Source organism: Paraburkholderia edwinii, assembly GCF_019428685.1.
In the GTDB taxonomy this organism is placed as follows: domain Bacteria; phylum Pseudomonadota; class Gammaproteobacteria; order Burkholderiales; family Burkholderiaceae; genus Paraburkholderia; species Paraburkholderia edwinii.
In genome coordinates this window covers 2,017,347-2,041,558 of record NZ_CP080096.1, presented here as the reverse complement: position 1 = coordinate 2,041,558, position 24,212 = coordinate 2,017,347, and the positions used below count along the sequence as shown (strand labels likewise).

Annotated in this window: 20 protein-coding genes; 7 read left to right on the top strand and 13 right to left on the bottom strand. The window is 64.2% G+C overall.

Going from position 1 to position 24,212, the window contains the following annotated elements:
* Positions 1 to 151 precede the first annotated feature (151 nt).
* Positions 152 to 1,249 carry a LysR substrate-binding domain-containing protein gene (locus tag KZJ38_RS30860; protein WP_219800851.1) on the top strand — a complete coding sequence of 366 codons (1,098 nt, stop codon included), beginning with the start codon at positions 152 to 154 and terminating at the stop codon, positions 1,247 to 1,249.
* An 82-nt stretch (positions 1,250 to 1,331) separates the two neighbouring features.
* On the top strand, positions 1,332 to 2,618 hold the full coding sequence (locus KZJ38_RS30855; protein ID WP_219800850.1) for an MFS transporter: 1,287 nt from the start codon (positions 1,332 to 1,334) through the stop codon (positions 2,616 to 2,618).
* A gap of 22 nt (positions 2,619 to 2,640) precedes the next feature.
* Here KZJ38_RS30855 and KZJ38_RS30850 read toward each other — a convergent pair whose 3' ends face one another.
* Together KZJ38_RS30850 and KZJ38_RS30845 are read right to left on the bottom strand one after the other, a co-directional pair.
* Complete coding sequence (locus tag KZJ38_RS30850; RefSeq protein ID WP_219800849.1) at positions 2,641 to 3,384, bottom strand: amino acid ABC transporter ATP-binding protein; 744 nt, start codon at positions 3,382 to 3,384, stop codon at positions 2,641 to 2,643.
* Between the two features lie 116 nt (positions 3,385 to 3,500).
* On the bottom strand, positions 3,501 to 4,889 hold the full coding sequence (locus KZJ38_RS30845; RefSeq protein WP_219800848.1) for an FAD-binding oxidoreductase: 1,389 nt from the start codon (positions 4,887 to 4,889) through the stop codon (positions 3,501 to 3,503).
* 471 nt (positions 4,890 to 5,360) lie between these two features.
* On the opposite strand from KZJ38_RS30845, the gene KZJ38_RS30840 reads away from it, so the two are divergent.
* From KZJ38_RS30840 to KZJ38_RS30830, 3 genes are all read left to right on the top strand, one after another.
* Positions 5,361 to 6,998, top strand: coding sequence for an FAD-dependent monooxygenase (locus KZJ38_RS30840; RefSeq protein ID WP_219800847.1), 1,638 nt, complete (start codon positions 5,361 to 5,363; stop codon positions 6,996 to 6,998).
* Positions 6,999 to 7,167: 169 nt separating this feature from the next.
* Positions 7,168 to 8,781: an AMP-binding protein gene (locus tag KZJ38_RS30835; RefSeq protein ID WP_219800846.1), complete on the top strand. Its 1,614-nt coding sequence runs from the start codon at positions 7,168 to 7,170 to the stop codon at positions 8,779 to 8,781.
* A gap of 299 nt (positions 8,782 to 9,080) precedes the next feature.
* Positions 9,081 to 10,229, top strand: coding sequence for a porin (locus KZJ38_RS30830; RefSeq protein WP_219800845.1), 1,149 nt, complete (start codon positions 9,081 to 9,083; stop codon positions 10,227 to 10,229).
* Positions 10,230 to 10,305: 76 nt separating this feature from the next.
* On the opposite strand, the gene KZJ38_RS30825 is transcribed toward KZJ38_RS30830, so the two are convergent.
* The 6 genes from KZJ38_RS30825 to KZJ38_RS30800 all read right to left on the bottom strand — a co-directional run bounded on the left by KZJ38_RS30825 (position 10,306) and on the right by KZJ38_RS30800 (position 17,428).
* The gene (locus tag KZJ38_RS30825) at positions 10,306 to 11,331 is read right to left on the bottom strand and encodes a substrate-binding domain-containing protein (RefSeq protein ID WP_219800844.1); all 1,026 of its coding nucleotides are present in this window, start codon (positions 11,329 to 11,331) and stop codon (positions 10,306 to 10,308) included.
* Positions 11,332 to 11,355: 24 nt separating this feature from the next.
* Positions 11,356 to 12,549, bottom strand: coding sequence for an ABC transporter ATP-binding protein (locus KZJ38_RS30820; protein WP_219800843.1), 1,194 nt, complete (start codon positions 12,547 to 12,549; stop codon positions 11,356 to 11,358).
* 77 nt (positions 12,550 to 12,626) lie between these two features.
* Positions 12,627 to 13,610, bottom strand: a complete 984-nt coding sequence (locus KZJ38_RS30815; protein ID WP_219800842.1) for a carbohydrate ABC transporter permease — start codon at positions 13,608 to 13,610, stop codon at positions 12,627 to 12,629.
* A gap of 3 nt (positions 13,611 to 13,613) precedes the next feature.
* Positions 13,614 to 14,447, bottom strand: coding sequence for a carbohydrate ABC transporter permease (locus KZJ38_RS30810; protein WP_246642083.1), 834 nt, complete (start codon positions 14,445 to 14,447; stop codon positions 13,614 to 13,616).
* Positions 14,448 to 14,619: 172 nt separating this feature from the next.
* Positions 14,620 to 15,864, bottom strand: a complete 1,245-nt coding sequence (locus tag KZJ38_RS30805) for an ABC transporter substrate-binding protein (protein ID WP_425518428.1) — start codon at positions 15,862 to 15,864, stop codon at positions 14,620 to 14,622.
* Positions 15,865 to 16,012: 148 nt separating this feature from the next.
* Positions 16,013 to 17,428, bottom strand: coding sequence for a GH1 family beta-glucosidase (locus KZJ38_RS30800; protein WP_425518386.1), 1,416 nt, complete (start codon positions 17,426 to 17,428; stop codon positions 16,013 to 16,015).
* Between the two features lie 487 nt (positions 17,429 to 17,915).
* Here KZJ38_RS30800 and KZJ38_RS30795 point away from each other — a divergent pair, with 487 nt between their 5' ends.
* Positions 17,916 to 18,974, top strand: coding sequence for a helix-turn-helix domain-containing protein (locus KZJ38_RS30795; RefSeq protein WP_219800840.1), 1,059 nt, complete (start codon positions 17,916 to 17,918; stop codon positions 18,972 to 18,974).
* A 159-nt stretch (positions 18,975 to 19,133) separates the two neighbouring features.
* Here the strand turns inward: KZJ38_RS30795 and KZJ38_RS30790 are convergent, their stop codons facing one another.
* Both KZJ38_RS30790 and KZJ38_RS30785 read right to left on the bottom strand, forming a co-directional pair.
* Complete coding sequence (locus tag KZJ38_RS30790) at positions 19,134 to 19,805, bottom strand: alpha/beta hydrolase (RefSeq protein ID WP_219803727.1); 672 nt, start codon at positions 19,803 to 19,805, stop codon at positions 19,134 to 19,136.
* A 60-nt stretch (positions 19,806 to 19,865) separates the two neighbouring features.
* Positions 19,866 to 20,255: an MAPEG family protein gene (locus KZJ38_RS30785; protein WP_219800839.1), complete on the bottom strand. Its 390-nt coding sequence runs from the start codon at positions 20,253 to 20,255 to the stop codon at positions 19,866 to 19,868.
* A gap of 274 nt (positions 20,256 to 20,529) precedes the next feature.
* Between KZJ38_RS30785 and KZJ38_RS30780 the strand changes: the two genes are divergently transcribed.
* Positions 20,530 to 21,963: a sensor domain-containing diguanylate cyclase gene (locus tag KZJ38_RS30780; protein WP_219803726.1), complete on the top strand. Its 1,434-nt coding sequence runs from the start codon at positions 20,530 to 20,532 to the stop codon at positions 21,961 to 21,963.
* A 69-nt stretch (positions 21,964 to 22,032) separates the two neighbouring features.
* Here KZJ38_RS30780 and KZJ38_RS30775 read toward each other — a convergent pair whose 3' ends face one another.
* From KZJ38_RS30775 to KZJ38_RS30765, 3 genes are all read right to left on the bottom strand, one after another.
* Positions 22,033 to 22,335 (bottom strand): putative quinol monooxygenase, encoded by a 303-nt coding sequence (locus tag KZJ38_RS30775; RefSeq protein WP_219800838.1) that lies wholly within the window; start codon positions 22,333 to 22,335, stop codon positions 22,033 to 22,035.
* A 162-nt stretch (positions 22,336 to 22,497) separates the two neighbouring features.
* On the bottom strand, positions 22,498 to 22,824 hold the full coding sequence (locus tag KZJ38_RS30770) for a VOC family protein (RefSeq protein WP_219800837.1): 327 nt from the start codon (positions 22,822 to 22,824) through the stop codon (positions 22,498 to 22,500).
* A gap of 199 nt (positions 22,825 to 23,023) precedes the next feature.
* On the bottom strand, positions 23,024 to 23,941 hold the full coding sequence (locus KZJ38_RS30765; RefSeq protein ID WP_219803725.1) for an AraC family transcriptional regulator: 918 nt from the start codon (positions 23,939 to 23,941) through the stop codon (positions 23,024 to 23,026).
* Positions 23,942 to 24,212: the final 271 nt, after the last annotated feature.

Sequence of the window (24,212 nt, the reverse complement as noted above, 5' to 3'; positions counted from 1 at the left end):
CAACACCCGTTCGCACCTGATTATTTCACCGAATTTGATATCGTTCAGTGTTGAATCGCCTCAGGCAAGACCTCAGGCAAGACCTCAGGCAAGACCTCAGGCAAGACCTGCGATAGCTTTTACCGACCCACACCGACACCGGGGACACTTCATGCCGCTTCGCCTACCGCCTTTGTCGTCGCTTCGTTTTTTCGAAGCGGCCGCGCGGCTGCAGAGCTTCAAGCGAGCCGCGGCGGAGCTCAACGTGACGCCGAGCGCGGTCAGTCACGGCATCGTCGGGCTCGAAGAGGCGCTAGGCGTTGAACTGTTCGTGCGCGAACCGCGCGGGCTGTCGCTGACGCGCGAAGGCAAGCTCTATCTGCCGTATATCGCCGAAGCGTTTGCGCTGATCGCGATCGGCACGCAGCGTTTGCCCGACCGGCGCGCGAACCGCACCATCGCCGTCAGCTGCGCGCCGACGCTCGCGATGCGCTGGTTCGTGCCGCGCCTCGCACGCTTTCGCGAAGGCTGGCCGAACGTCAATGTGACGGTCGATACGTCGCGCCGGCTGGTCGGGTTCCCGGCCGACGGCTTCGATTTCGCGCTGCGTCTCTCGCGCGGGCCGATCGCGGGCGCGACGTGCGACCGGCTGTTCGGCGAGCGGCTCGTGCCCGTGTGCAGCCCCGCGTATCTGAAGATGTTGATCGACAGTGGCGACGGATTGGTTGAAGGCGTGGATGCACGTACGGCTGATAGCTCGTCTTCGTCTGATAGCACGTCTGATGGCACGCCTGATAACGCGCTAAAAGCCACGCGCAAGCGCACACGTCGACGCGCGGGCGAGAACACGGCCGCGCTGCCCGACCTGCGCCGCGCGACGCTGATCCATGTCGATACCGCAAGCGCCGACTGGCAGACCTGGATCGACGGCGCCGGCGCGCAGGCCGGCGCCGTTGCCAACTACGCGGACATCGATGCCTCGGGCGGTCTGCGCTTCGACACCGTGCAGCTCGCGCTCGAGGCCGCCGCCGGCGGTCTCGGCGTCGCCATCGGACGGTTGCCGCTCGCCGACGCGGACCTTGCCGCCCACACGCTGGTCGCCGCAAGCGCGCACATCGTCGCGGCCGAACCCGCGTACTGGCTGGTCAGCGCGCACACCACCGACGAACGCCCCGAAATGCTCGCCTTCAGGCAGTGGCTACTCGCCGAAGCGGCACTCGTCGAACCCGTTGCGGACACAACCGGTTCCGATCGGCCGCAACAGGCGTGAAAATTTTTCACCTGTCGTCAAAATCTTTTCCTTTGCCGCCGTTCCGAACCGCTGCCACTATGGCCGCGAGGAGGAACCCACCATGTCGACGGCCCTGCGCAGTCCTGCGCATCCCCTGAAAACCCAGCTGACGCTCGTGATCATCGCGGCGGCGCTCGTCATGAGCGCGGCGATGGGCATACGACAAACCTTCGGCCTTTTTATCGGGCCCTTCTCGTTCGATCGTGGCGTGCCGGTCACGCTGATCGCGTTTGCGATCGCGCTGCACAACCTCGTCTGGGGCTTTGCGCAGCCGTTCGCGGGCGCGGCCGCCGACCGTCACGGCGCGGCGCCCGTGGTCGCGTTCGGCGCGGCGGTATTCGCCGCGGGGCTCGCGCTCGCGGCGGCTTCGTCGTCGGGATGGACGCTTGTGCTCGGCCTGGGCGTGCTGGTCGGTATCGGTATCAGTTGCACGAGCTTCGGCGTGGTGTTGAGCGCGGTCGGACGGGTCGCATCGCCGGAACAGCGCAGCCTCGCGATGGGCATTGCCAGCGCGGGCGGCTCGCTTGGCCAGGTATTGATGGTGCCGCTTGCGCAGGCTGTGCGGCTTAGCTCAGGCATCAGCACATCGCTCTTCGTGCTCGCGTTCGTGATGTTGCTTGCCGCGCCGCTCGGCATCGTGCTCGATCGGCGTCATCGCCCGCAAGGCTCCGATGCGCAGCGCGCCGCAACCACGCCCGCAACGTCGCATGAAACACGGCCGACCTCACTACGCACGACGCTCGCCTATGCGTCGCGTCACCGCGGCTACCGGCTGCTCACGCTCGGCTTTTTCACCTGCGGCTTCCAGCTTGCATTTATCGCGACACACCTGCCCGGCTATCTTTTCCTGTGCCATATGCCGATCGGGCTCGGTGCGACGGCGCTCGCGCTGATCGGGCTCTTCAACATGGCGGGCAGCTGGGCGTGCGGCTGGCTCGGTGGACGCTTCCGGCAGCAATATGTGCTCGGCTGGCTGTACCTGATCCGCGGCGCCGCCATTGCGGCGTTCTTCCTGTTGCCGAAGTCGACGGTCTCGGTCGTGCTGTTCGCCGCCGTGATGGGCCTGACGTGGCTCGGCACCGTGCCGCTCACCAGCGGACTCGTTGCAAAGGTGTTCGGCACGCGCCATCTTGGGACGCTATTCGGCGTCGTGTTTCTGAGCCATCAGCTGGGCTCGTTCCTCGGCGCGTGGCTCGGCGGCTTCGTATTCGATGTGACGGGCTCGTATTCGCTGGTCTGGGGCGCGACCGCGCTGGCCGGCCTGTTTGCGGCACTGCTGCATTTTCCGATCGACGACACCGTTGTCGAAGATGTGAAGCTGACAACGGCCGAAGCAGCGCGGGCGTAAATAACGCGCCGCGCGCGCCAATCTACCCGCAATGCACAAGCGTCCGCGCCAGAAACGCGTGCTCGCGTTCGTCCTCGTAGCGCGCGGCCGTATCGAAGAACTGCGCGGGCGGCCGGTCGTCGAGAATGCGTCCGCCCGCCATAAACAGCATGCGGTCGGCCACCTCTCGCGCAAAGCCGTATTCGTGCGTCACGATCAGCATCGTCATCCCTTCCTGCGCGAGGTCCGCGATCAGGCCAAGCACGCTGCCCGCGCGCTCCACTTCGATTCCGGCGGTCGGATCGTCGATCAGCAGCACTTCGGGGTCCATCACCAGCGTGCGCGCCATGCCCGCGCACTGCTGCTGCGCGCGCGACAGTTCATGCGGATACTTGCCCTCGCACGCACGCAGCCCGACGCGCCCGAGCAGCGCGCGGCTGCGCAAGCTCGCTTCGTCGCGCGAGCGGCGCAGCACCTGCGTCTGGCCGAGATCGAGATTTTCGAGGATGGTCAGATGCGAAAACAGATGCACGCCCTGCAGCACGACGCCGACGCGCACCCGATGTTCGGATGCCACGCGACGCCCCGGTTTCAAGGTGCGCGCGCCGACCGTAATCTCGCCGCGCTGGAATCCTTCGATACCGTTGATGGTTTTGATCAGGGTCGACTTGCCGGCCCCGGCCGGCCCGCACAGCACGGCCACGTCGCCTTTCTTCAGCGACAGGCTGCAGTCGTCGAGCGCCTGCACATCGCCATACCACTTCGACAGATGACTGATCTGAATCATGCGTGAACTCCGCCCCGGCGCGGGCCCCAACCGCGCGCGAGGCAAAAAACTGCGATGAATCGCAGGGCAAAAACGGCTGCAATCCGGGCGCAACCCGGGATCGCCACCCGGATCGCCTAGCGGGTCGGTTTAATGTTCTGGTTGAGGCTGAAGAAGTTCGTCGGATCGTACTTGGACTTCAGTTCGGCGAGCCGTGCATAGTTATCGCCATACGCAACCTGGCTTTGTTCGGGCACTTCGTCGCTGAAGAAATTCGGCAGATAAGCGCCGTTCGAATACGGCCGTAGCGCATCGAACAGGGCCCGCGCCCAGGCAACATGCTGATCGTTGTCGGCCGGTTCGAGCCACTGCGGCATGATGTTGATGTAGTACAGATGGTCGCGATGCGGAAACGCGGTTTCCGCGACCGGCACGCGCGTCGGCGCGCCCCCGTAGTACTCGATCACGACCGTCGTCAGCGGCGACTTCGGACGCTCCATATGCTCGATCAGCAGATCGATCACATCGTCGCTGAACGATTTGACGAAGGTCGATTTCCAGTAGTTGTACGACTTGTCCGGGAACGATTGCTCGAGCATCGACTGCATGACCGGGAACGGCATCGCCTCGATCGCATCGAGCATCGGCGCGCCGAACTGGCGCAGCGGCGCGAGCACGCGCTCGCCCTCGGTCAGATCGCCGCAATAGCAGACCAGTACGCCGACCGCCGGCACGCCGTCCGGCGTCGACAGCAAGGCCGAGTACGCGGTCAGTTCCTCGGGCGCCGTTGCCATGAACTCGCGGAAATGGCGCAGCACGTCGCGCGCATCGATGCGCGGATAGATCAGCAAACCGCCGAGCACCGTCTTCACCGGATGCGCGCGGAACACAAACGACGTGACCACGCCGAAATTGCCTCCGCCGCCGCGTAGCCCCCAGAACAGATCGGGGTTCGCATCGGCGCTTGCCGTGACGAGATCGCCGTCCGCGGTCACCACTTCACACGACAGCAGGTTATCGATGGTCAGCCCATATTTGCGCACGAGGTAGCCGACCCCGCCGCCGAGCGTAAGCCCCGCGACGCCGGTCTTCGACACGACGCCGGCCGGCACCGCGAGCCCATGCACGTGCGTCTCGCGGTCGAGATCGGCGAGCAGCGCGCCGGCCTGCACGTGAACCGTGCGCGTGCCGGCGTCGACCGATACCTTCTTCATCATCGACAGATCGATCACGAGACCGTCGTCGCACAGCGAACGGCCCGCGACATTGTGGCCGCCGCTCTTCACCGACACGGGCAGATTGTTCGCACGCGCGAACTTCACTGCGCGAATCACGTCAGATGCGCTGGCGCAACGTGCTATGAGGCCCGGATGTTTATCGATGCTCGCATTCCAGATCGTGCGTGCCGCTTCATAACCTTCGTCACCGGGCGATAAGGCCTCTCCTTTGAATTCGCTGCGGAATGTGTCGAGGGCTGCAGGGTCGACGTTCTTGCCGTCGCGCTGCTTCAGCGTGGCTGCGTGCATTGTTTCTTCCTCAGAAAGAGTCGAAGGGGTCATTTCACGGTCCGGATGTGACCGGACGGGCTGAAAAAGGCTGTGCCGTCAAAAGCGGAAGACATGGGAGAGAACGGCGGCGATGTAATCAGAACAGCCGGGATCCATGCGTTATTCCATGAGCGATGCGTCATTAGGCCACGTGGCGCAGGCCACGTAGCGACGGTCTGCACCTGTGTCTCAACACAGAACAATCCGCTGGGAACACTCGAATCTGCTAAGTCAATTAACGGCTAGCGATCCTAACTTCCCGATCTAACGCCACTGCGGCCACTGCGGCCACCGCGGCCACCGCGTTCGGCGGGCACCCTGCGCTCGTCATCCCCGGACGGATCGCCTATCATCGTGACGGCCGGCGGCCGAGCGCGAATGTGCGCTGCCGCACGTCGCTCCGCACCACACTTCCATGCGAACGCAGAACAATCGGGAGGACGACGCATCATGCAGAACGCCACAGAGGTGCTTATCGTCGGCGCGGGCCCTGTCGGCCTGCTGCTCGCCGCGGAATTGCGCCGCGACGGCATCGATGCCTGCGTGATCGACCGCCAGGCGAGCCGAACGTTTTTCTGCAAGGCGCTCGGCGTGACCGCGCGCACGCTTGAAGTGTTCGACGATATCGGTATCGCCGATGCCGCAATCGATGCGGGCGTGTGGTTGACCGGCATCGAAACCTGGCAGGACGGCGCGCCCGCGGGCGGCATGCAGCTGTCGCTGCTGCCGGGGCTGCCGTACGGCGCGCTGTCGCTTGCGCAATTCGATACCGAGCGGTTGCTTGAAACCGCGTTGCAGCGGCACGGGGGCCACGTCGACTATGACTGGACACTCGAGGCCTTCAGCGAAACGCCCGACGATGTAGCGGCCGTTTTGCGCGGACCGCAAGGCGAGACGCATACGCTGCGCTGCCAGTGGCTCGTCGGCTGCGACGGCGCGCGCAGCACGGTGCGCACGCAACTGAATCTGCCGTACGAAGGCGCGCGCTATCCGCAGACATTTGCGCTTGCCGACGTCGATGTCGATTGGGCCCTGCCGCGCGGGCCGATGTACCGCTTCAACTGGTCCGATCCCACACGCGCGGTGTCGTCGCTCGCGGCCGTGCCGGTGCGCGGTTCGGCGCAGCGCTATCGGCTTTCGGTGATCGTTTCGTCGGAGGAACTCGCCTCGCGGCTTGCCGAGCCGCGCACCGGCACGGCCGCAAATGAAGCCCCCGATGCCGAACAGATCCGCACGCTGATGCTGCCCGCGCTGCCCGACGGCACGCGCCTGTCGAATCAGCGCTGGTCGTCGGTCTATCGCGTGAGCCATCGTATCGTGCCGTCCTACGGCCACGGCCGCGTGTTGATTGCGGGCGACGCCGCGCATATTCATCCGCCGGTCGGCGGCCAGGGCATGAACACGGGCCTGCAGGACGCACACAACCTCGCGTGGAAGCTGTCGCTCGTCGCACGCGGGCTGGCGCAGCCTACGCTGCTCGACAGCTATTCCGATGAGCGCCGGCCGGTCGGCCTCGATGTCGTCGAATCGACGACGCGCGCGATGAATAATGTGCTCGCGCAACAGGCTGCGTTGCCCGGCATGCGCGAAACGCAGTTGCTGGTCGGCTATCGCGATAGCGCGATCGTCGCCGATGAATGCCCGCAACTGCCGCCCGAACTGCCCGCCCCCGGCGACCGCGCGCCCGACGCGGCCGGCCTCGCACAGGCATTCGTCGGCCATCCGGTGCGGCTGCACGAGCGCATCGGGCGTGGCCGACATACGCTGCTCGGCTATATCGATGCACAAGGCGCACCACTCGCCGCGCAGGTCGCGGCGTTCGCCGACGCTTATCGCGCCTTGCATGCGGCGCTCGGCTCGGCCGCTTCGGCTTTGCTGATCGCAGCGCCCGGTTGCACGCCGCCACGCGACGAAACATTCACGCTGTTAACCGACGCGGCCGGCGCATTCGCAGCCGCGTTCGGCGCGCATGGCGCCATCAGCGGCATGGTCTGGATCGTGCGGCCCGACGGCTATCTCGGCTGGCGCAGCGCGCAGGCTTCGGCCAATGCCATCGGCACGTGGTTGAAGCATGCACGGATAGTCTGACGCCCGAATTGCGGAACGAATTGACTGGCGGTCTCGAACAATCCATCAAACTTGATCAATTAACCCCCTCGCTGCGTTTCGCGGAATAAATAACGGCCCTTCGTTGTTTCATCAACGGGACAACGCCTCGCTGCGGACCTGCCCGTCAAACAACGAAGGGAATCGCTCGATGACTCCGTCTTCCGCCCGCCCGCGCCTCGTGCATTCGCACTGGCTGCCCGATACCTCGAACCCCGTCATTGAACGAACCGTCGGCGACGTGCTGCGCAGCGCCGCCCGCGTATTCGCAGGCGAAATCGCCCTGGTTGAAGGCAGCGCGGATCGCCACGCGCGCCGCGCGTGGACCTACAGCGAATTGCTGAACGCGTCCGAGCGGATCGCGCTCGGGCTCTCGCGGCGCTTTGCGCCCGGCGAACATATCGCCGTTTGGAGCAATAGCAGCCCCGAATGGCTGTTGCTCGAATTCGGCGCGGCGCTCGCGGGGCTCGTGCTCGTCACGGTCAATCCGGCGTTCAAGGAAGCGGAGCTTGTGTACGTGCTCAAACAGTCGCGCGCGGCCGGCTGCTTCGCCGTGCCGCACTATCGCGACCGCGACATGCTCGCGACGCTGGCCGGCGTGCGCGCGCAATTGCCGGCGCTGCGCGAGATCACGTCGCTGCACGACCTGCCGTATGCCAGCGCCGACGAATTGCCGGCTGCGCGGCTGCCCGCGGTGAAACCCGGCGATATCGCGCAAATCCAGTACACGTCCGGCACGACCGGTTTTCCGAAAGGCGCGATGCTCCATCATCGCGGGCTCGTGAATAACGCGCGCTTTTCCGCCGGAGCGAGCGGCGCGCGCGAGCGCGACGTCTGGATCAACCCGCTGCCGATGTTTCATACCGCCGGCTGCGGGCTCGTCACGCTCGGCGCGCTGCAAACGGGCGGCACACACGTGATGCTGCCGGGCTTCGACGCGGGCCTGATGCTCGAACTCATCGAATCCGAGCGCGGTTCGATCACGCTTTCGGTGCCGACCATGGCGATCGCGATGCTCGAGCATCCGACACTCGCGCAGCGCGACCTGTCGTCGTGGCGGATTGCCGCGCTCGGCGGCGCGCCGGTCACAGCCGAACTCGCCGAGCGGATCGAACGCACGGTGTCCGCGCGCGTCACGATCGGCTTCGGTCTGACCGAGCATTCGCCGTACATCACGCACACGCGTCCCGACGAGCCGTTCGAACGGCGCGCCTTGACGGTGGGCCGCCCGATGCCGAACGCCGAGGTGAAAATCGTCGATCCGCACACCGAAGCGATCTTGCCGCTCGGCGAAATCGGCGAGATCCGCGTGCGCAGCTACGCCGTGATGCGCGGCTATTTCGACAATCCGGAAGCGACATCCCACGCAATCGATACGCATGGCTGGTTGCGCACAGGCGACCTCGGCAGTATCGATCCCGACGGCTATTGCAGTATTCACGGCCGCCTGAAGGACGTGATCATTCGCGGCGGCGAAAACATCTACCCGCGCGAAATCGAGGACGTGCTCGTGACCTATCCCGGCGTGGCCGATGCGGCCGTAGTCGGCGCGCCGGACGCAACGTGGGGCGAAGTGGTGGTCGCATTCATTCGCACCGCGGCAGGCGCACAGATCAGCGAAGACCAGCTGTTCGACCACTGCCGCCGGCATCTCGCGGCGTTCAAGACGCCGCGGCATTGGCGCTTTGTCGACAGCTTTCCGCAAACGCCTTCGGGGAAGATCCAGAAATACATGCTGCGGGAACGGTTCGTTGCTGAACCATGAGCATGCATGCGGATGCCACGCCCGCTTTCTCACGCTTCAATGAGCTTTCCGACATCGCGCTCGTAAGCCACGCGTTAATCTTGTCACGTCTGTCAAGTTAACAATCGCGCGCACTCGAAAACTCATTCACATCTGTTTTTCCAGTGTGGAATTGATTGCGTACGCCATTAGCCACTCACGAACATTGCGATTAATCGACGAATCAGAAACAATCTGTTTACCGATCCTGTCTTCCTTAAGCCGCACGAGTCTTCAATACTGGCCAGCCTCAATAACAGACTCTTGCGAGAGGAACCAGGATGGTCAAGAAGTTGGTTGCTGCCGCGGCGATTGTTTCCGCCGCGTCGAGTACGGCTCATGCGCAAAGCTCGGTGACGTTGTACGGCATCATCGACGCGGGCCTGATCTACACGAACAACGTTGCGAAAGGGAATGCACGCGGGCCGCTATTTCAGGCAACAAGCGGCGAAATCAATGGCAGCCGCTTCGGACTGCGCGGTTCGGAAGATCTGGGCAGCGGTCTGAAGGCCATCTTCGTTCTCGAGAACGGCTTTAACGTACAGAACGGCAAGCTCGGTCAGGACAGCAAGCTATTCGGGCGGCAAGCATTTGTCGGCTTGACCAGTGAGCGGTTAGGCTCGATCACGCTGGGCCGCCAGTACGACTCGAACACCGACTTCGTCTTGCCGCTGTCGGCCGTTGCAGGCACGTTCGGCGACACGGGCTTCGCGCACCCGTTCGACAACGACGAGCTGAACCACGGCTTTCGCATCAACAATGCGGTCAAATACATGAGCCCCGACTTCGCGGGCTTCAAGTTCGGCGGCCTGTACGCGTTCTCGAACAACGACGATTTCGCGCTCAATCGCGCGTATAGCTTCGGCGCCAGTTACCACTACCGGTCACTCAATATCGGCGCGGGCTATCTGCAGATCGACGGCTCGAACAGCACGAATACGGCGGGCGTGATCGATACCAACGAGTCGCCTGCGAACGGCACGGCCGGCTTCGTGCTCGGCTCGAACGTGCAGCGCACGGCGACAGCCGGTATCAACTATGGGTACGGTCCCGCGCTGGTGGGCTTCGTGTATTCGCATAGCCAGTTTCAGGGGACCAAGGCGTTCGGCTCGGACAACGGCACGCTGCGCTTCGATAACTACGAGCTGAACGGCAAGTACGCGTTAACGCCCGCCATCACGCTCGGCGCCGCCTACACGTACACCGATGGGCACGTAACGAAGACCAGCACATTCGGCGCCGATCCCAAGTGGAATCAGATCAACGTGCAGGCGCTTTACTCGTTTTCGAAGCGCACCGACGTCTATGCCGAGGCGATGTACCAGCATGTGACCGGGCACGGCTATGTCGCGTTTATCAACAACTCGGGCGGCGCTTCTTCGACGGCGAATCAGGTGGTGGGAACCGTGGGCCTGAGAACGCGCTTCTAAACGCCGTAGTTCGCCGCCGTCGTTCGCCGCCGTAGTTCGCGATAGTTCGCAGTAGTTGAAAGACGGCCGCGCGCCGTTATGCGTTGATCGCGATGCGCGGCGCCGGCCCGACCGACGCGCGCATCGTCACCGTCACCGGAAACTCGCGCTCGATATCCCACGACGTGCGATAGCAGCGGTTGATCAGCCAACGGACTGCGTTCTGCGTGAGCTCGGCGGTCGGAATATGCACCGAGGTCAGCGCGGGCGCAGCGTACGCGGCGGCGTAATCGTCGTCGTAGCCGATCACGGAAACGTCGCGCGGCACGACGATGCCGGCCTGCTGGAATTTCGCGAGTACGCTGATCGCCATCGTGTCGTTCGCGACAAACAGCGCTGTGAACGGCCGTTTCGTATCGAGCAGCGTTTGCGCGGCCGCATAGCCGCCTTCGGGCGAGAAGTCCGATTCGATCAGCGGCACCGTTTCGCGCGCAATGCCGTGGCGCGCGAGTTCGTCGAAGAATCCGCTGAGGCGCTCGATATTGTCCGATGCGGTGAACGGCCCGGAAATGACCGCGATCTGCCGGTGACCGTGCGTAAGCAGCGTCGACGCCGCGAGTTCGCCGCCGCGCCGGTGATCGGCGCAGAACGACGCGTCGGGCATCGCATCGAACGCGCGGTTCAGGAATACGACGCGCGGATGCATGCGGTGCAGCGCGTGCAGGTCTTCGTCGTGCAGATCGTGGCTGATTACTACCACACCGTCGCAATCGCGCCCGATCAGAAAGCGCACCGCTTCCATCGCCTGATCGCGCGGCGACGCCTCGCCGCAACCGGTGGCCACCACCACATGACGGTGCACGGAGCGCAGCTGCGTGTCGGTTTCCTTGAGGATCGTGCCGTAGTACGAGCCGAAGAAGGTCGGTACAAAGAGGCCGATGATGCCGAGCGAGCGTGTCGCCATCGCCCGCCCGATCGACGACGGCCGGAAATTCAGCTCCGCGATGGCCGCGTGCACGCGTGCAGCCGCGTCGGCCGACACCGGGCCTTTACCGGAAATCGCGCGCGAAGCCGTCGAAAGCCCGACTCCGGCGCGCCGCGCCACGTCTTTCAGGGTTGCCACAGTGCCTCCGTCTGCCGGTGCTGGTCAGAGGCGCATGCTGCTGGCCTCGTCGAACAGCGAGATATGGGCGCCGTCGACCGTATACGCGATGGTGTCACCCACCGCGACCGGCGTTTTCTGTTGATCGATCGACGCGATCTGCGCGCCATGATAATCGAGCCAAATAACGCGGTGGTTACCCATTGGTTCGACAAGCGACACTTTTGCACGCTCGCCGTCGTTGTTGCTGAGATTTTCGCCGAGGTTTTCGCTTGCACTGCCGCCGGTTTCCACGCCACTGCGGCCGGTGCTACCGGTGCCACCCGCGCTACCGCCGATCTGCACACGCACGTCCTCGGGCCGCACGCCGAGCACGCAGGGCCGGCCCGCCACGGGCGTCTCGCGAAACGGATAGCGCGATACATCGAGCGTGAAATGCGCACCGACGAAACGCACGCCGTTGTTTTGCACCGCGAGCGTGCCATTGATCAGATTCATCGCCGGCGAGCCGAGAAAGGTGGCGACGAACAGGTTCTCGGGCCGCGCGTACACCTCGGCCGGCGTGCCGAACTGCTGGATCACGCCGCTTTTCATCACGGCCATGCGCGTAGCGAGCGTCATCGCCTCGACCTGATCATGGGTGACGTAGATCATCGTCGCGTTCAGGCGCTGGTGCAGTTGCTTGAGCTCGCGGCGCAGTTCGGTGCGCAGCTTGGCATCGAGATTCGACAGCGGCTCATCGAACAGGAAGACGTCGGCCTCGCGCACGATCGCGCGGCCGATCGCGACGCGCTGCCGCTGTCCGCCCGACAGCTGCGCGGGCTTGCGCTTGAGCAACGGCCCCAGCTGCAGCATGTCGGACGCGCGCGAGACGCGCCGCTCGATTTCGGCCTTCGGCGTGCCGTTGATGCGCAGCGCGAACGACAGGTTGCGCTCGACGCTCATCGTCGGATACAGCGCGTACGACTGGAACACGAGCGCGACGCGGCGGTCCTTCGGGTCCGCCCACGTCATATCTTCGCCGCCGATCTCGATGCTGCCGTCGCTCACATCGATCAGCCCTGCAATGCTGTGCAGCAGCGTCGACTTGCCGCAACCGGACGGGCCGAGCAGCACGACAAACTCGCCGCCGCGCACGTCGAGATCGAGCGCGTCGATGACAGTATTCGCGCCCAGTTGCACCTTGAGGTCGCGCACCGCCACATTCGCGAGGCCCGCGGAATTCGCTACGGTCGCCATCTTCACCTCTTCGGTTACGTTTTCGTTACGGTTTCGTTACGACTCACACCTTGACGCTCACACCTTGACGATGCCGATCAACCTTTCACCGCGCCAGACGCGATGCCGCGCACGAACCAGCGCCCCGAAATGAAATAGACCGCGAGCGGCACGAGCGACGTCAGGATGGTCGCGGCCATGTTCACGTTGTACAGACGCTCGCCGGTCGTCGTATTGATGATGTTGTTGAGCTGCACCGTCATCGGCAGGTTTTTCGTGCCCGCGAAGACGAGGCCGAGCAGGTAGTCGTTCCAGATGTTGGTCACCTGCAGGATCATCGCGACGACGATGATCGGTAGCGACATCGGCAGCATCAGCTGAAAGAAAATGCGCCAGAAACCGCCGCCGTCGATGCGCGCGGCCTTGAACAGCTCGAGCGGAATGCCCGCGTAGTAGTTGCGGAACAGCAGCGTCATCACGGGCATGCCGAAGATCGTATGAATTACCACGATGCCGGGCAGCGAACTGAACAGGTGCACGCTGGCAAGCACGCGCACCATCGGGTAAATCATCACCTGGTACGGAATAAACGCGCCGACGAGCAGCACGCCGAACAGCCAACCGGCACCGCGCGGCCGCCAGAACGACAACGCGTAGCCGTTCACGGCGCCGACCGCGATCGACAGCACGGTGCTCGGCACGACGATGCGCACCGAGTTCCAGAAGCCGACCTGGATGCCGTTGCAGTCGAGCCCGGTGCAGGCAGCCTGCCATGCGTCGACCCACGGGTGCAGCGTCAGATGCACGGGCCACGCGAGCAGATTGCCGAGGCGGATTTCGTCCATCGGTTTGACGGACGTGACAAGCATGACGTAGAGCGGCAGCAGGAAAAACAGCGCGCATATCATCAGGAACGCGTAGATGCCGATGCGGGCTGGAGAAAAACGCGGGCGGCGCGGACGGGGACGGCGCGTGCGTGCCGTTGTTGCGGCGGCTTCACCAGCCGTTGCAGCGGCAGCCTCGGCAAGACGGCGCCCTTGCGGCAACGATGCAGCGCCTTCAGCGGGATCGAGCGTGCTCATTGTTCACCCGTCCTTTCGCGCGGCGGCGCGGCTTCTTGCATAGAAGAACGGCGCGAGAATCGCCAGCACCGTCAGCAGCATCACCACCGACGCCGCCGATGCAAGCCCGATATTCGCGCGGCCGAACAGATAATCCATGATGAACTTCGCGGGCACTTCGCTCGCGGTGCCGGGGCCGCCTTGCGTCATCGCGACGACCGCGTCGTAGAGCTTGACGACCATCACGAACAGCAGCACGAACGCCGTTGAAAGCGACGGCCCGAGCATCGGAATCACGATGCTCACATAGACCCGCCAACGCGGAATGCCGTCGAGGCGCGCGGCCTTCCACAGTTCGTCGTCGACGCCGCGCAGGCCTGCCAGCATCAGCGCCATCACGAGGCCCGACGCCTGCCACACCGTCGCAATGACGAGCGTATAAACGACAAAGTCCTGATCGACGATCCAGTCGAAATGCGCGTGCGCGAAGCCGATCTTCCTGAGCACCGCTTGCGCGCCGAGCGACGGATTGAGGATCCACTGCCAGACGAGGCCGGTCGCGACGAACGACATCGCGTACGGATAGAGAAAGATCGTGCGCAGCACGCCTTCCGCGCTGACGCGCTGATCGATAAAGATCGCGAGCAGCATGCCGATCACGATGCACGCGACGATAAAGCACGCGCCGTACAGCACGATATGCTGCAACGACACGAGCCAGCGGTCGTTGTGAAAGAGCCGCACGTACTGCGTGAAGCCGACGAAGTCGTTCGACGGAAACGTGCGCGAGTTGCTGAACGACACGCGCGCCGTCCAGACCATCGTGCCCAGATACGCGAACACTACGGTCAGCAGCATCGGCAGCAGCGCGATCCATGCGGCAAGCGGCCAGCGCTTGCGCAGCGGGCGCAAGGGCCGGCGCTGGCGCGCGGCGGTGACTTCACCGCCTCCGCCTGCATGGGCGCCGCCATGCCGCGGCTTGCCGGCAACATCCGCGAGAGCCTGCGACTTCAGCGCGCCCATTGTTCGCTCAACCCTTTAGCGCGCCGGCGAAGGCCTTCTGCGCATCGTCGACCGACTGGTTCTTGTTCCAGAAGTTCGTGATGACGTCGGTCAACGCGCCCTGCACATCGGGCGAGATCAGCATTTCCGGATTCGGCAACTGCCGCGACTTGTCTTTCATGATCGCAATGCCCTCTTTCGCGCACATATCGAGCTGACTCGTATCGACGTCCGGACGGATCGGAATCGAACCCTTGCGCGCGCTGAACGCCACTTGCGCCGTCGGCGACGTCATGATCGTTGCAAGCAGGTTCTGCGCCTTGATCGCATTCGGGTTGTCGGTCTTCGGAAAGACGAACACGTCGCCGGCTACCAGATACGGCGAATGCGGACCGAAGCCCGGGAAACAGCCGAAGTCCTTGCCCGCCGACTGCTTCGCCGCCGAGAACTCGCCCTTCGCCCAGTCGCCCATGATCTGCACGCCGGCCTTACCGGAAATAACGAGCGCGGTGGCATCGTTCCAGTTACGGCCGGGCGAACCCGGGTCGACGTAATCGTGCAGCTTCTTGAAAGATGCGAGCACCTTCTTGAACGCATCGGACTTCACCGCGTTGACGTCCCGATCGCGGTACACCTTAAGATACAGGTCCTGCCCGCCGACGTCCGCGAAAATAGCGTCGAACGTGATTTTTTCCTGCCACGGCTGGCCGCCGAGCGCGAGCGGAATCACGCCGGTTTTCTTGAGCTTGTCGAGATCGGCGACGAACTCGTCGAAGTTCTGCGGTTCGTTCGCAATGCCGGCTTTCTGGAACAGCGGCTTCGAATAGAAGAACCAGCCCTGCATGTGGATATCGACGGGCGTCGCGTAGTAATGACCGTTCACGCGGATGCTGTCGAGAATCGACTGCGGGAAAATGGCCGCCCAGTTTTCTTTCGTGGCGACCGTATCGACGTTATTGAGCAGGCCCTGGTCGATCAGGTCGTGAAACTGCTTCGACGTATTGAATTGCGCGGCGGTCGGCGGATCGCCGCCGACGATGCGGTTGATCGCGGTCGCGCGCGCCTGGTCGGCGCCGGCCACCGCGTTGTCGACCCACTGGCCGCCGGCCTTGTCGTACGCCTCGGCGAACTGGCGGATCGCCGCCGATTCGCCGCCCGAGGTCCACCAGTGAATCACGTTCGCTTTGAGCGGCGGCTCTGCCGCATGCGCGGCGACCGGTGCAACCATCTGCGCAAGCGCGCCGCATAGCGCGAGCGCACAGGCGCTCGCCATGGCGATGCGGGTGCGCGCTCCGGGTCTTCTGTTCTGCATTTCATCTCCTCCAGGCTTCGCGCCTGCTTCTTTTTGCAAGTCGGCTGCATGCATGCTTGCCGGCGCGCCGCCGGCAAGCCCGATGAAAACGAGGACGAAAGATGCAGGATCAGGCGCGCGCGGCGCGTTCCTGCAGGAACTTCGAGATCAGTTGCGCACTGCGTTTGACGGTGCGCTGCTGCGTCCGGTAGTCGACATGGACAACACCGAAGCGGCGTTCATAACCGTACGCCCATTCGAAGTTGTCGAGCAGCGACCAGACGAAATAACCGCGGATGTCGACGCCTTGCGCGATCGCCTCGTCGACGGCCGCGAGGTGGCGCTTGAGGAACGCGATGCGCTGCGCGTCGTCGATGCGGCCGTTGTCGACCTGGTCGTCGGAGGCCATGCCGTTTTCGGTGATGTAGATCGGCGGCAGCGTCCGATAGTTGCGGTGAAAGCCGGTCAGCAGATCGCGCAGGCCGTCCGGATAGACTTCCCAGCCCATCTGCGTGCGCTCGACACCGGCGAGCGGCACTTCGGTATAGCCGTTCGCGCCGTCGCTTTGCACGTTGGTGCGGAAGTAATAGTTGATGCCGAGAAAATCGAGCGGCGCGCTGATCTTCTGCATATCGCCGTCGAGCACGAGCGGTTCCGCGCCGGGCCACAGCGTCCACAGGTCGGCCGGATACGAGCCCTTGAACAGCGGATCGAGAATCCACGCGTTGTGCTGCACTTCGAACAGATGCGCGGCGTGCGTATCGGCCGCGCTCGACGTATTGCCGGTACCGCGGCCAACGTTCGCGACGATGCCCTTCTTCGACGCGGGATCGTTCTCGCGCAGCACCGCGAGTGCCTCGCCATGCGCGAGCAGCAGATGATGCATCGCCTGCGCCGCATAGCGCACGCTCGTGCGCCCCGGCGCGTGATGGCCGTCGCCGTAGCCGAGAAAGGCCGAGCACCAGGGTTCGTTGAGCGTCATCCAGGCGTCGACGTGGCCGGCGAGTTCGCGGCTCATCAGGTCCGCGTAGTCGGCGAAGCGGTAAACGATGTCGCGATTGAGCCAGCCGCCGCGGTCTTCGAGATGCTGCGGCAAGTCCCAGTGATAGAGCGTCGCGAACGTCTGCAGGCCCTTCTCTTTCAGCCTGCCGAGCAGGCGCTTGTAGAAGTCGAGCCCTTTGCGGTTCGGCCGCCCCGCTTCATCCATCACGCGCGGCCAGGCAATCGACAGCCGGTACGCTTCGAAGTTGAGCGAGGTCAGCAACTCGATGTCGCTTTCCCAGCGGTGGTAATGGTCGCACGCGTGCTCGCCGGTATCGCCGTGCAGCACCTTGCCGGGCGTGGCCGAGAACGTGTCCCAGATCGACGGCAGGCGGCCGTCTTCGTTGACCGCGCCTTCGATCTGATACGAGGCCGTCGCGGCGCCGAGCAGGAAGTTCTTGCGCCAGAGCGCGGAACCGGCGGCAGGCGTGAAGGGGTCGCCGCCAACGTCGCTGCTTCTGTCGCTGCGCGCGATATCGGGGGATTCAACTGCGTCTTGAGCCACGGGAACTCCTCATGCAAGGTTGAACCGCAGGGTCGTCGATCCAGCAGGAATGGAAGCGCTTCCATCCGTCCGTTGCGCACAATATCAGCGGCGCTTTTGACGCAGCAATCCGGGTTTGTCTGGAGTGGAATGCGATGCGCTGTGGCACGCATAAAGAGCGCGAGATTCCTGCCATGCGCTTCGCATCGACGCGCTCGTCGTAGCTGGTCACGGCGCGTGGCAGTGCACGCGATATTGACTTCACGGGTCGCCGAATTTGACTGCACGACGCGCCTGTCCGAATTCGTCAACTTACGTGGCGCACACGGAATATTTTCGCGTGGCCGCTGTTCTCCGTATCGATCATGGGTGCCGAGTGCCGTCCTGGTTGCACACTGCCTCACTGCCCCTCGAAGCGAGGCGTGAACTTCCGCCGGGCGACTCGTCGCAATGCCGCATCAGTTTTCAATCAAGGCTTTGCGCCCAACAGGAAAGGAGAGGTACGGCTGTGGATACCGGATTTTTCGAAAGCAGCTGGGACGGCGCGCCATCGGGCCGTAACGCATGGATCGACGCAGTATCGGCGCATGGCATGCAGTGCCGGATCGACGCGTGCCATTCCGTCCCATCGATCGTCAATGGCGCGCGCGCCGGGCAGACCGACATTCTGAACATCGAAGTTGCGTGGCAGTCCGTGTCGCCGATCATGCAGCGCCCGCGTTTCTGGAACGGCGAGCATCTGTATGTGAAGGTCGTCCGAAGCGGAACGATGTCGGTCGAACAGCGCGGACAGACCGTCGAGTTCGGGCCCGGCGACATCGCCGTGCTCGATCCGCTGCATATGTTCAACGAGTCGTTTCGCGAGCCGACGCGGCTGGCGATCCTGCGTTTTCCGAAGGCGGCGCTGCGCGAGCGTGGTTTGCGTCATCGCTTTCCGATGGTGTTTCGCCCGGACTCGGCGTCGGGCGATGTCGGTGCGGTGCGCGAGTTCCTGCTGAATCTGACCTCGCAGGCCGGCAAGGCCAGCGAACCGCTGCTCGAGCGGCTCAGCGACCAGTGTCTCGATCTGATGGACGTGTTCGTCAACGAACGCGATTCGTGCGCGTCGCGCCGCGCGAGTGTCGCGACGATGCTGCGCGCCAAGCAGGTTATCGCGCGCCGGATCGGCGATCCGGAATTGAGCGTCGTGCGCATCGCGGAAGAACTCAATATTTCGACGAGCTGCCTGACACGCGCGCTAAAGGCAAACGGGCTGTCGCCGATGCGCTACGCGTGGTCGCTGCGGCTCGAACACGCGACGCGGATGCTGGCCGGTGCCCAACAGGGCGCGATTCAGGAAATCGCGTACCGATGCGGCTTCGCAAGCGCCGCGCACTTCAGCCGCGCGTTCAAGGAACGCTACGGGATGACGCCGCGGGCTTATGCTGCGAGCAGGAAAGCGGCGGTGGAGCATGGCGATGCTACTGGCGGCGGCGAGGCTGACGGCGATGCGTTTGAACAGGCGCAGGCTGAGCGTTTGACTGCGGCAGCAGCGTCGGCAGCGGCAGCGGCAGCGGCTTCGGCGTAAGCGAATCGGCGCGCAGGCGGCAAGCAGGCGCGCCGCCTGCGCTTCGTGCCCCTCGCACACGCGCTCGCACGTGTCCCGCCTGCCCCTCTCAGGCGCTCTCGCACGTGTGCCACCTTCTTCGTGTGCCGCCATCACTTGCGACCGGCGGCCCTCTATCTCCTACTTCAAACGCGCCACGAGCCACGCGCGCAGCGCGACGATCTCCTCCGCGCAAACCGAATGCGGCATCGGATACGCGTGCCATTCGACCTCGTTGCCACGCGCGCTCGCGTAGTCGCGCGCGGTTTCGCCGAGAATGACCGGCAGCACGTCGTCCTGTGTCCCATGCGCGGCAAACACCGGCGTGCGGCGGTTCGCTTCGCTCGCGCGGCTTTCGATATACGGCTGCGACGGCACATAGCCCGACATCACGATCAGGCCTGCAAGCGCGTCCGGATGGGTCAGTCCCGCCGAATACGTCATCGCGCCGCCTTGCGAGAAGCCCGCGAGAAAGATCTTCGATGTCGCGATGCCGCGCGCGTTCTGCGCGGCGATCAGTTGGCGCACGGTCGTGCACGACGCGTCGATGCCGGTTTCGTCGACTTGCCGGTTGATGCCCTGAAACGACAGGATGTCGTACCACGCGCGCATCACATAGCCGTTGTTCGCGGTCACCGGAATCTCGGGCGCATTCGGAAAAACGAAGCGCACGCCGGGCGCACCGGCGAGGCGCAGCTCGGGAATCAGCGGCACGAAATCGTTCGCGTCGGCGCCAAGGCCATGCATCAGGATCACCGCAAACTCGGGGTTCGGCGCGGTTTCGATTTCGATCGTCGACGTCGGGGCGTTCATCTTCGGGTCGTTCATGTGTTGACAGCTCCTTTCGTGGCGCTCTCGGTTGGGGGGCCGGCGTCAGATCAGCCGGCCGAGAACCAGCAGGATACCCGCTAGCGACACCACCCATACCAGCGAGCGCACATATGGCACGCCGGCCGCGTAGAGCGGCACATACGCCACGCGCGCGATCAGATAGAGCCACGCGCCCAATGCGGTTTGCGCATCGTCGCGGCCCGCTACGTGGGCGATCAGCACGGCCGCGGCGAACACGGGCAGTGTCTCGAACAGATTGTTCTGCGCGCGCATGAGCCGCCCGGTGATCGCGCCGACCGGCGCGCCCGGTTTATCGCGCGCGCTTGCGTTGTATGCAATGCCGGTCTCGCGGTTACGCAGCAGCGCGGGCAGGAGCACCTGAATCAGCGCGAGGACGAGCGTCCACGCAAGCAGCGTCAGTTCGATGGTCATTTTTCGTTTTCCCTGGCTTCTGTGAACGGGCCGGTTACTGCGGTCAATGATTGTGCGGTTGGGTCGCTTGGCGGGGTGGCGCGGTTGGGTAAATTATTCCGGTGTCCGGATACTCAAACTTACCCTGCTTTCTGACGCGCCCCGCGCATCTTAAAATAGCGGCTTCGACGATTTCCAAGCCGCCATGCCGAATTCCCCGTCTGCCCCTGCTTCCGCCCCTACGCCCGCCCTTCCGCTTACGCAGACCGATGCCACGCCGAGCGACGACGCCGATATGTTCGAACTCGCCCCTGTCTCGCTGTGGCTCGAGGACTTCAGCGGCGTGCGCGCGCTGTTCGACGACTGGCGCGCGCAGGGCGTGACCGACTTGCGCACCTTCCTGCAGGCGAATCCGGCACGCGTCGCCGAATGCGCGGGCCACATCCGCGTAATCAAGGTGAACCGCAAGACGCTTGCGCTTTTCGATGCCACCGATTTCGGCGAGCTGACCGGCAACCTCGGCGCCGTGTTCCGCGACGACATGCTGAAGACGCACCTCGAAGAACTGTGCCAGCTGTGGGCCGGACAGGCGCATTTCACGAGTCAGACCGTCAACTACACGCTCGGCGGCCGGCGTCTCGACGTGCTGCTCAAGGGACAGGTGCTGCCCGGCCATGCGCTGCTATGGGACCGCGTGCTCGTGTCGGTGGAGGACATCACCGAACTCGAACGCACCCGCCTGCGCATCACGCACGCCGAGCAATACGCGCGCGGGCTGTTCGAGCATTCGCCGGTGTCGCTGTGGGTCGAGGATTTCAGCGCCGTCAAACGTCTGCTCGACGATGCGCGCGCGCAAGGCATCGTCGATTTCCGTACGTTTACCGATGTGCATCCGGAATTCGTCGAGCGCTGCATGCAGGAAATTCATGTGCTCGACGTCAATCAGCACACGCTCGAGATGTTTGCCGCGCCTGACAAGCATACCCTGCTCGCACGTCTCGCCGATGTGTTCCGCGACGATATGCGCCCGCATTTTCGCGAGCAGCTGATCGACCTGTGGGACGGCAAGCTGTTCCAGCAGCGCGAAGTGCTCAACTACTCGCTCGACGCGAACGAGGTACACGTGCACCTGCAATTCTCGGTGCTGCCGGGCCACGAGCAGAACTGGGACCTCGTGCTGGTCGCGCTGACCGACATCACCGCGCGCAAGAAGGCCGAAGCGTATCTCGAGTATCTCGGCAAACACGATGTGCTGACCAAGCTGCGCAACCGCTCGTTCTATGTCGACGAACTGAACCGGCTCGAGCGTAAAGGCCCGTATCCGGTTACGGTCATCATGGCCGACCTCAACGGGCTCAAACGCGTCAACGACCAGCTCGGCCACGCGGCCGGCGACGCGCTGCTGCGCCGCGCCGGCGAAGTGCTCGCGAAGGCGATGGAAATACCGTTTGTCGCCGCGCGCATCGGCGGCGACGAGTTCGCCGTGCTGCTGCCCGGCACCGACGAGCGCGGCGGCGCGGCCGTGATCGACACGATCCGGCAACTGGTGGAACTCAACAATCAGTTCTATCCGGGCACGCCGCTGAGCTTCTCGATGGGCGCCGCGACGGTGCAGCGCGGCGAGCGGCTCGAAGCGGGCGTGCAGCGCGCGGATCTGTTGATGTACGAGGACAAACGCGCGCTTTATGCAAACGATGAGGCGCGGGCGCGCGAGGGAACGAAGCCGTAGGCGTTGGTGTTTTGCCGGTTACGCTTGTTGGTCGCTCGCGCTTATTGGCCGCGCTTACTTGTCGCGCTTTCAATGTGGCAGCTTGGCCGCGAGCACGTCGATCTTTTCGATTTTCGGCGGTTCGGCGAGCAGGTCGCCGGCGCGTTCCATCAGCGCGGCCGCGACCTTGCCGGACAGATGCGCATTACGGCCGGCTTCGTCGTTGAAAGCATCGAAAATCGCGAACGTCGACGGGCCGAGCCGCACGCCGAACCATGCAATCGTGCCCGGCTCCGCTTCGACGAGCGGCAAGCCGCCACGTAGAAACTGATCGACCTCGTTTTCCTTGCCGGGCTTTGCTTCGAGACGAACGTATAGCGCGAGTTTGACCATTTGCACCTCCTGTGTGAGAACGTTGCGTGGGATCAAACCAGTATAGTCGCGCGTGGCGTGCGGCTTCGGCGAGACGGGCAACGTGTGCGCAATGAGCGTGCACAATGAGCGGGCTTTTGCGCGTGTTTCGGCGCGTGTTTCGACGTGTTTTCCGCGCTTTTCTTACGCGCCGCCTTCGGATCTCACCGGTACGCCATACATCTCGACAATGCGGCGATCCTGTTCGCGCGCGGAAAACTGCTCCCATTCGATACCGTTCACATCGACGGTACTCGTAAAGCCCTCCGCGCCATCGTCTTCGAAGCCGACATGGCGCAGTTGCCCCGCGCGCGGCGGGTTCTCGTTAATCGAGAAGTTGAGCAGATCGGTCCGCCACATTGCGTAGCGGCCTGGCACGACCGCTGCAGGCGTTTGCCCGAGACGGCGGCTGTAGTCTTCGATCGAGGCTTCGAGGTTGGCGACAGCCAGTGCGATATGAAAGCGTTTCATCGGTCTCTCCCGGTTCGTGCTCTACGCGGATGGGGACTGCAGAGACCATCGTATGAAAGCCGCGCGGGCTTAGCCAGTCAAGCGGACATGCTGGTATAGCGATTACCCGCCTCAAGCGTCCAGCCTTGTGCGCGCGCGAGGCGCATCGCGCGATGCACGCGCGCACGCCCAGGCAATGCCCAGTAAATTCCCTGGAAACTCAGCGCGCCTCGACCAGATGCCGAGGCGGCGGTGCGATGCTGACCGGCGGCGCTTCAAGCGCGCCGCGCATGCGCCGTACTTCGTCGGTCGGCGTGAGGCCAAAAAAGCGCTTGAATTCGCGGCTGAACTGCGACGCGCTTTCATAGCCGACGCGCGCGGCCGCGACGCTCGCATTGACGCCGTCCTGCATCATCAGCAGACGCGCCTGATGCAGACGCGTCGCCTTCACGTATTGCATCGGCGACGTCGACGTCACGATCTTGAACTGCGCATGAAACACCGCGAGACTCATGCCCGCTTCGCGCGCGAGCGTATCGACGTCGAGCGCGCGGTCGTAGTCGCTATGAATCCGCCGCAGCGCCTTCGCGATCCGCCCGAAGTGCTGCTGATGCGTGAGCGCCGCGCGAATCGCATGGCCTTGCACGCCGGTCAGCACGCGGTAGCAGATCTCGCGCACGATCGACGGCGCGAGCACGCGCGCGTCGAGCGGCGCCGCAAGCGCTTCGAGCAGACGCTCGACCGCATCGCAGAGCGCCGGGTCGAGCGGCGTCGAATAGATGCTGCGCGGCGCTTCGTGCGTGTCGGAGCGGCTCTCTTCGAGCAGCATCAGCAGTTCGGCGACCATGGCGAGATCGACATTGATCGCAATGCCGAGAAACGGCTCCTCGACGCTCGCCTCCGTTTCGCATTCCAGCGGCAGCGGTACCGACAGCACGAGATATTGCTGCGCGTCGTACACGTACGACTGGCCGCCGAGAAAGCCGCGCTTGCGCCCCTGGCAGACGATCAGAATGCTCGGTTCGTACATCACCGGATGGCGCGGCATCGGCCGGCTGGCGCGCATCAGCTTCACGCCATTGACACACGAATACGTGAAGCCGTCGGTCGGTGCGAGGCGGTCGAACAGCTCGACCATATGCCGCTGCGCGCGGCTGACCGGACGCGGCTCCGCGAGCGGACCGGGAACCGCCGGGAGAGCGGCAGGGAGAACTGCGGGAAGAACATCGGGCTGATCGTGAACGAAGGTCATCGTGATACCTGAGATGAAACGGCGTTGCGGCGAAATGGCGAGGACGGGGTGCGAACCGGGCCTGGACCGGGTCTGAACCGCGAGCCGGCACGAATCTCGGACCGGCCGCCGGCACGACTCTCGCGCGCAACAGAATAAGGCTTGAAATCTAGCACCA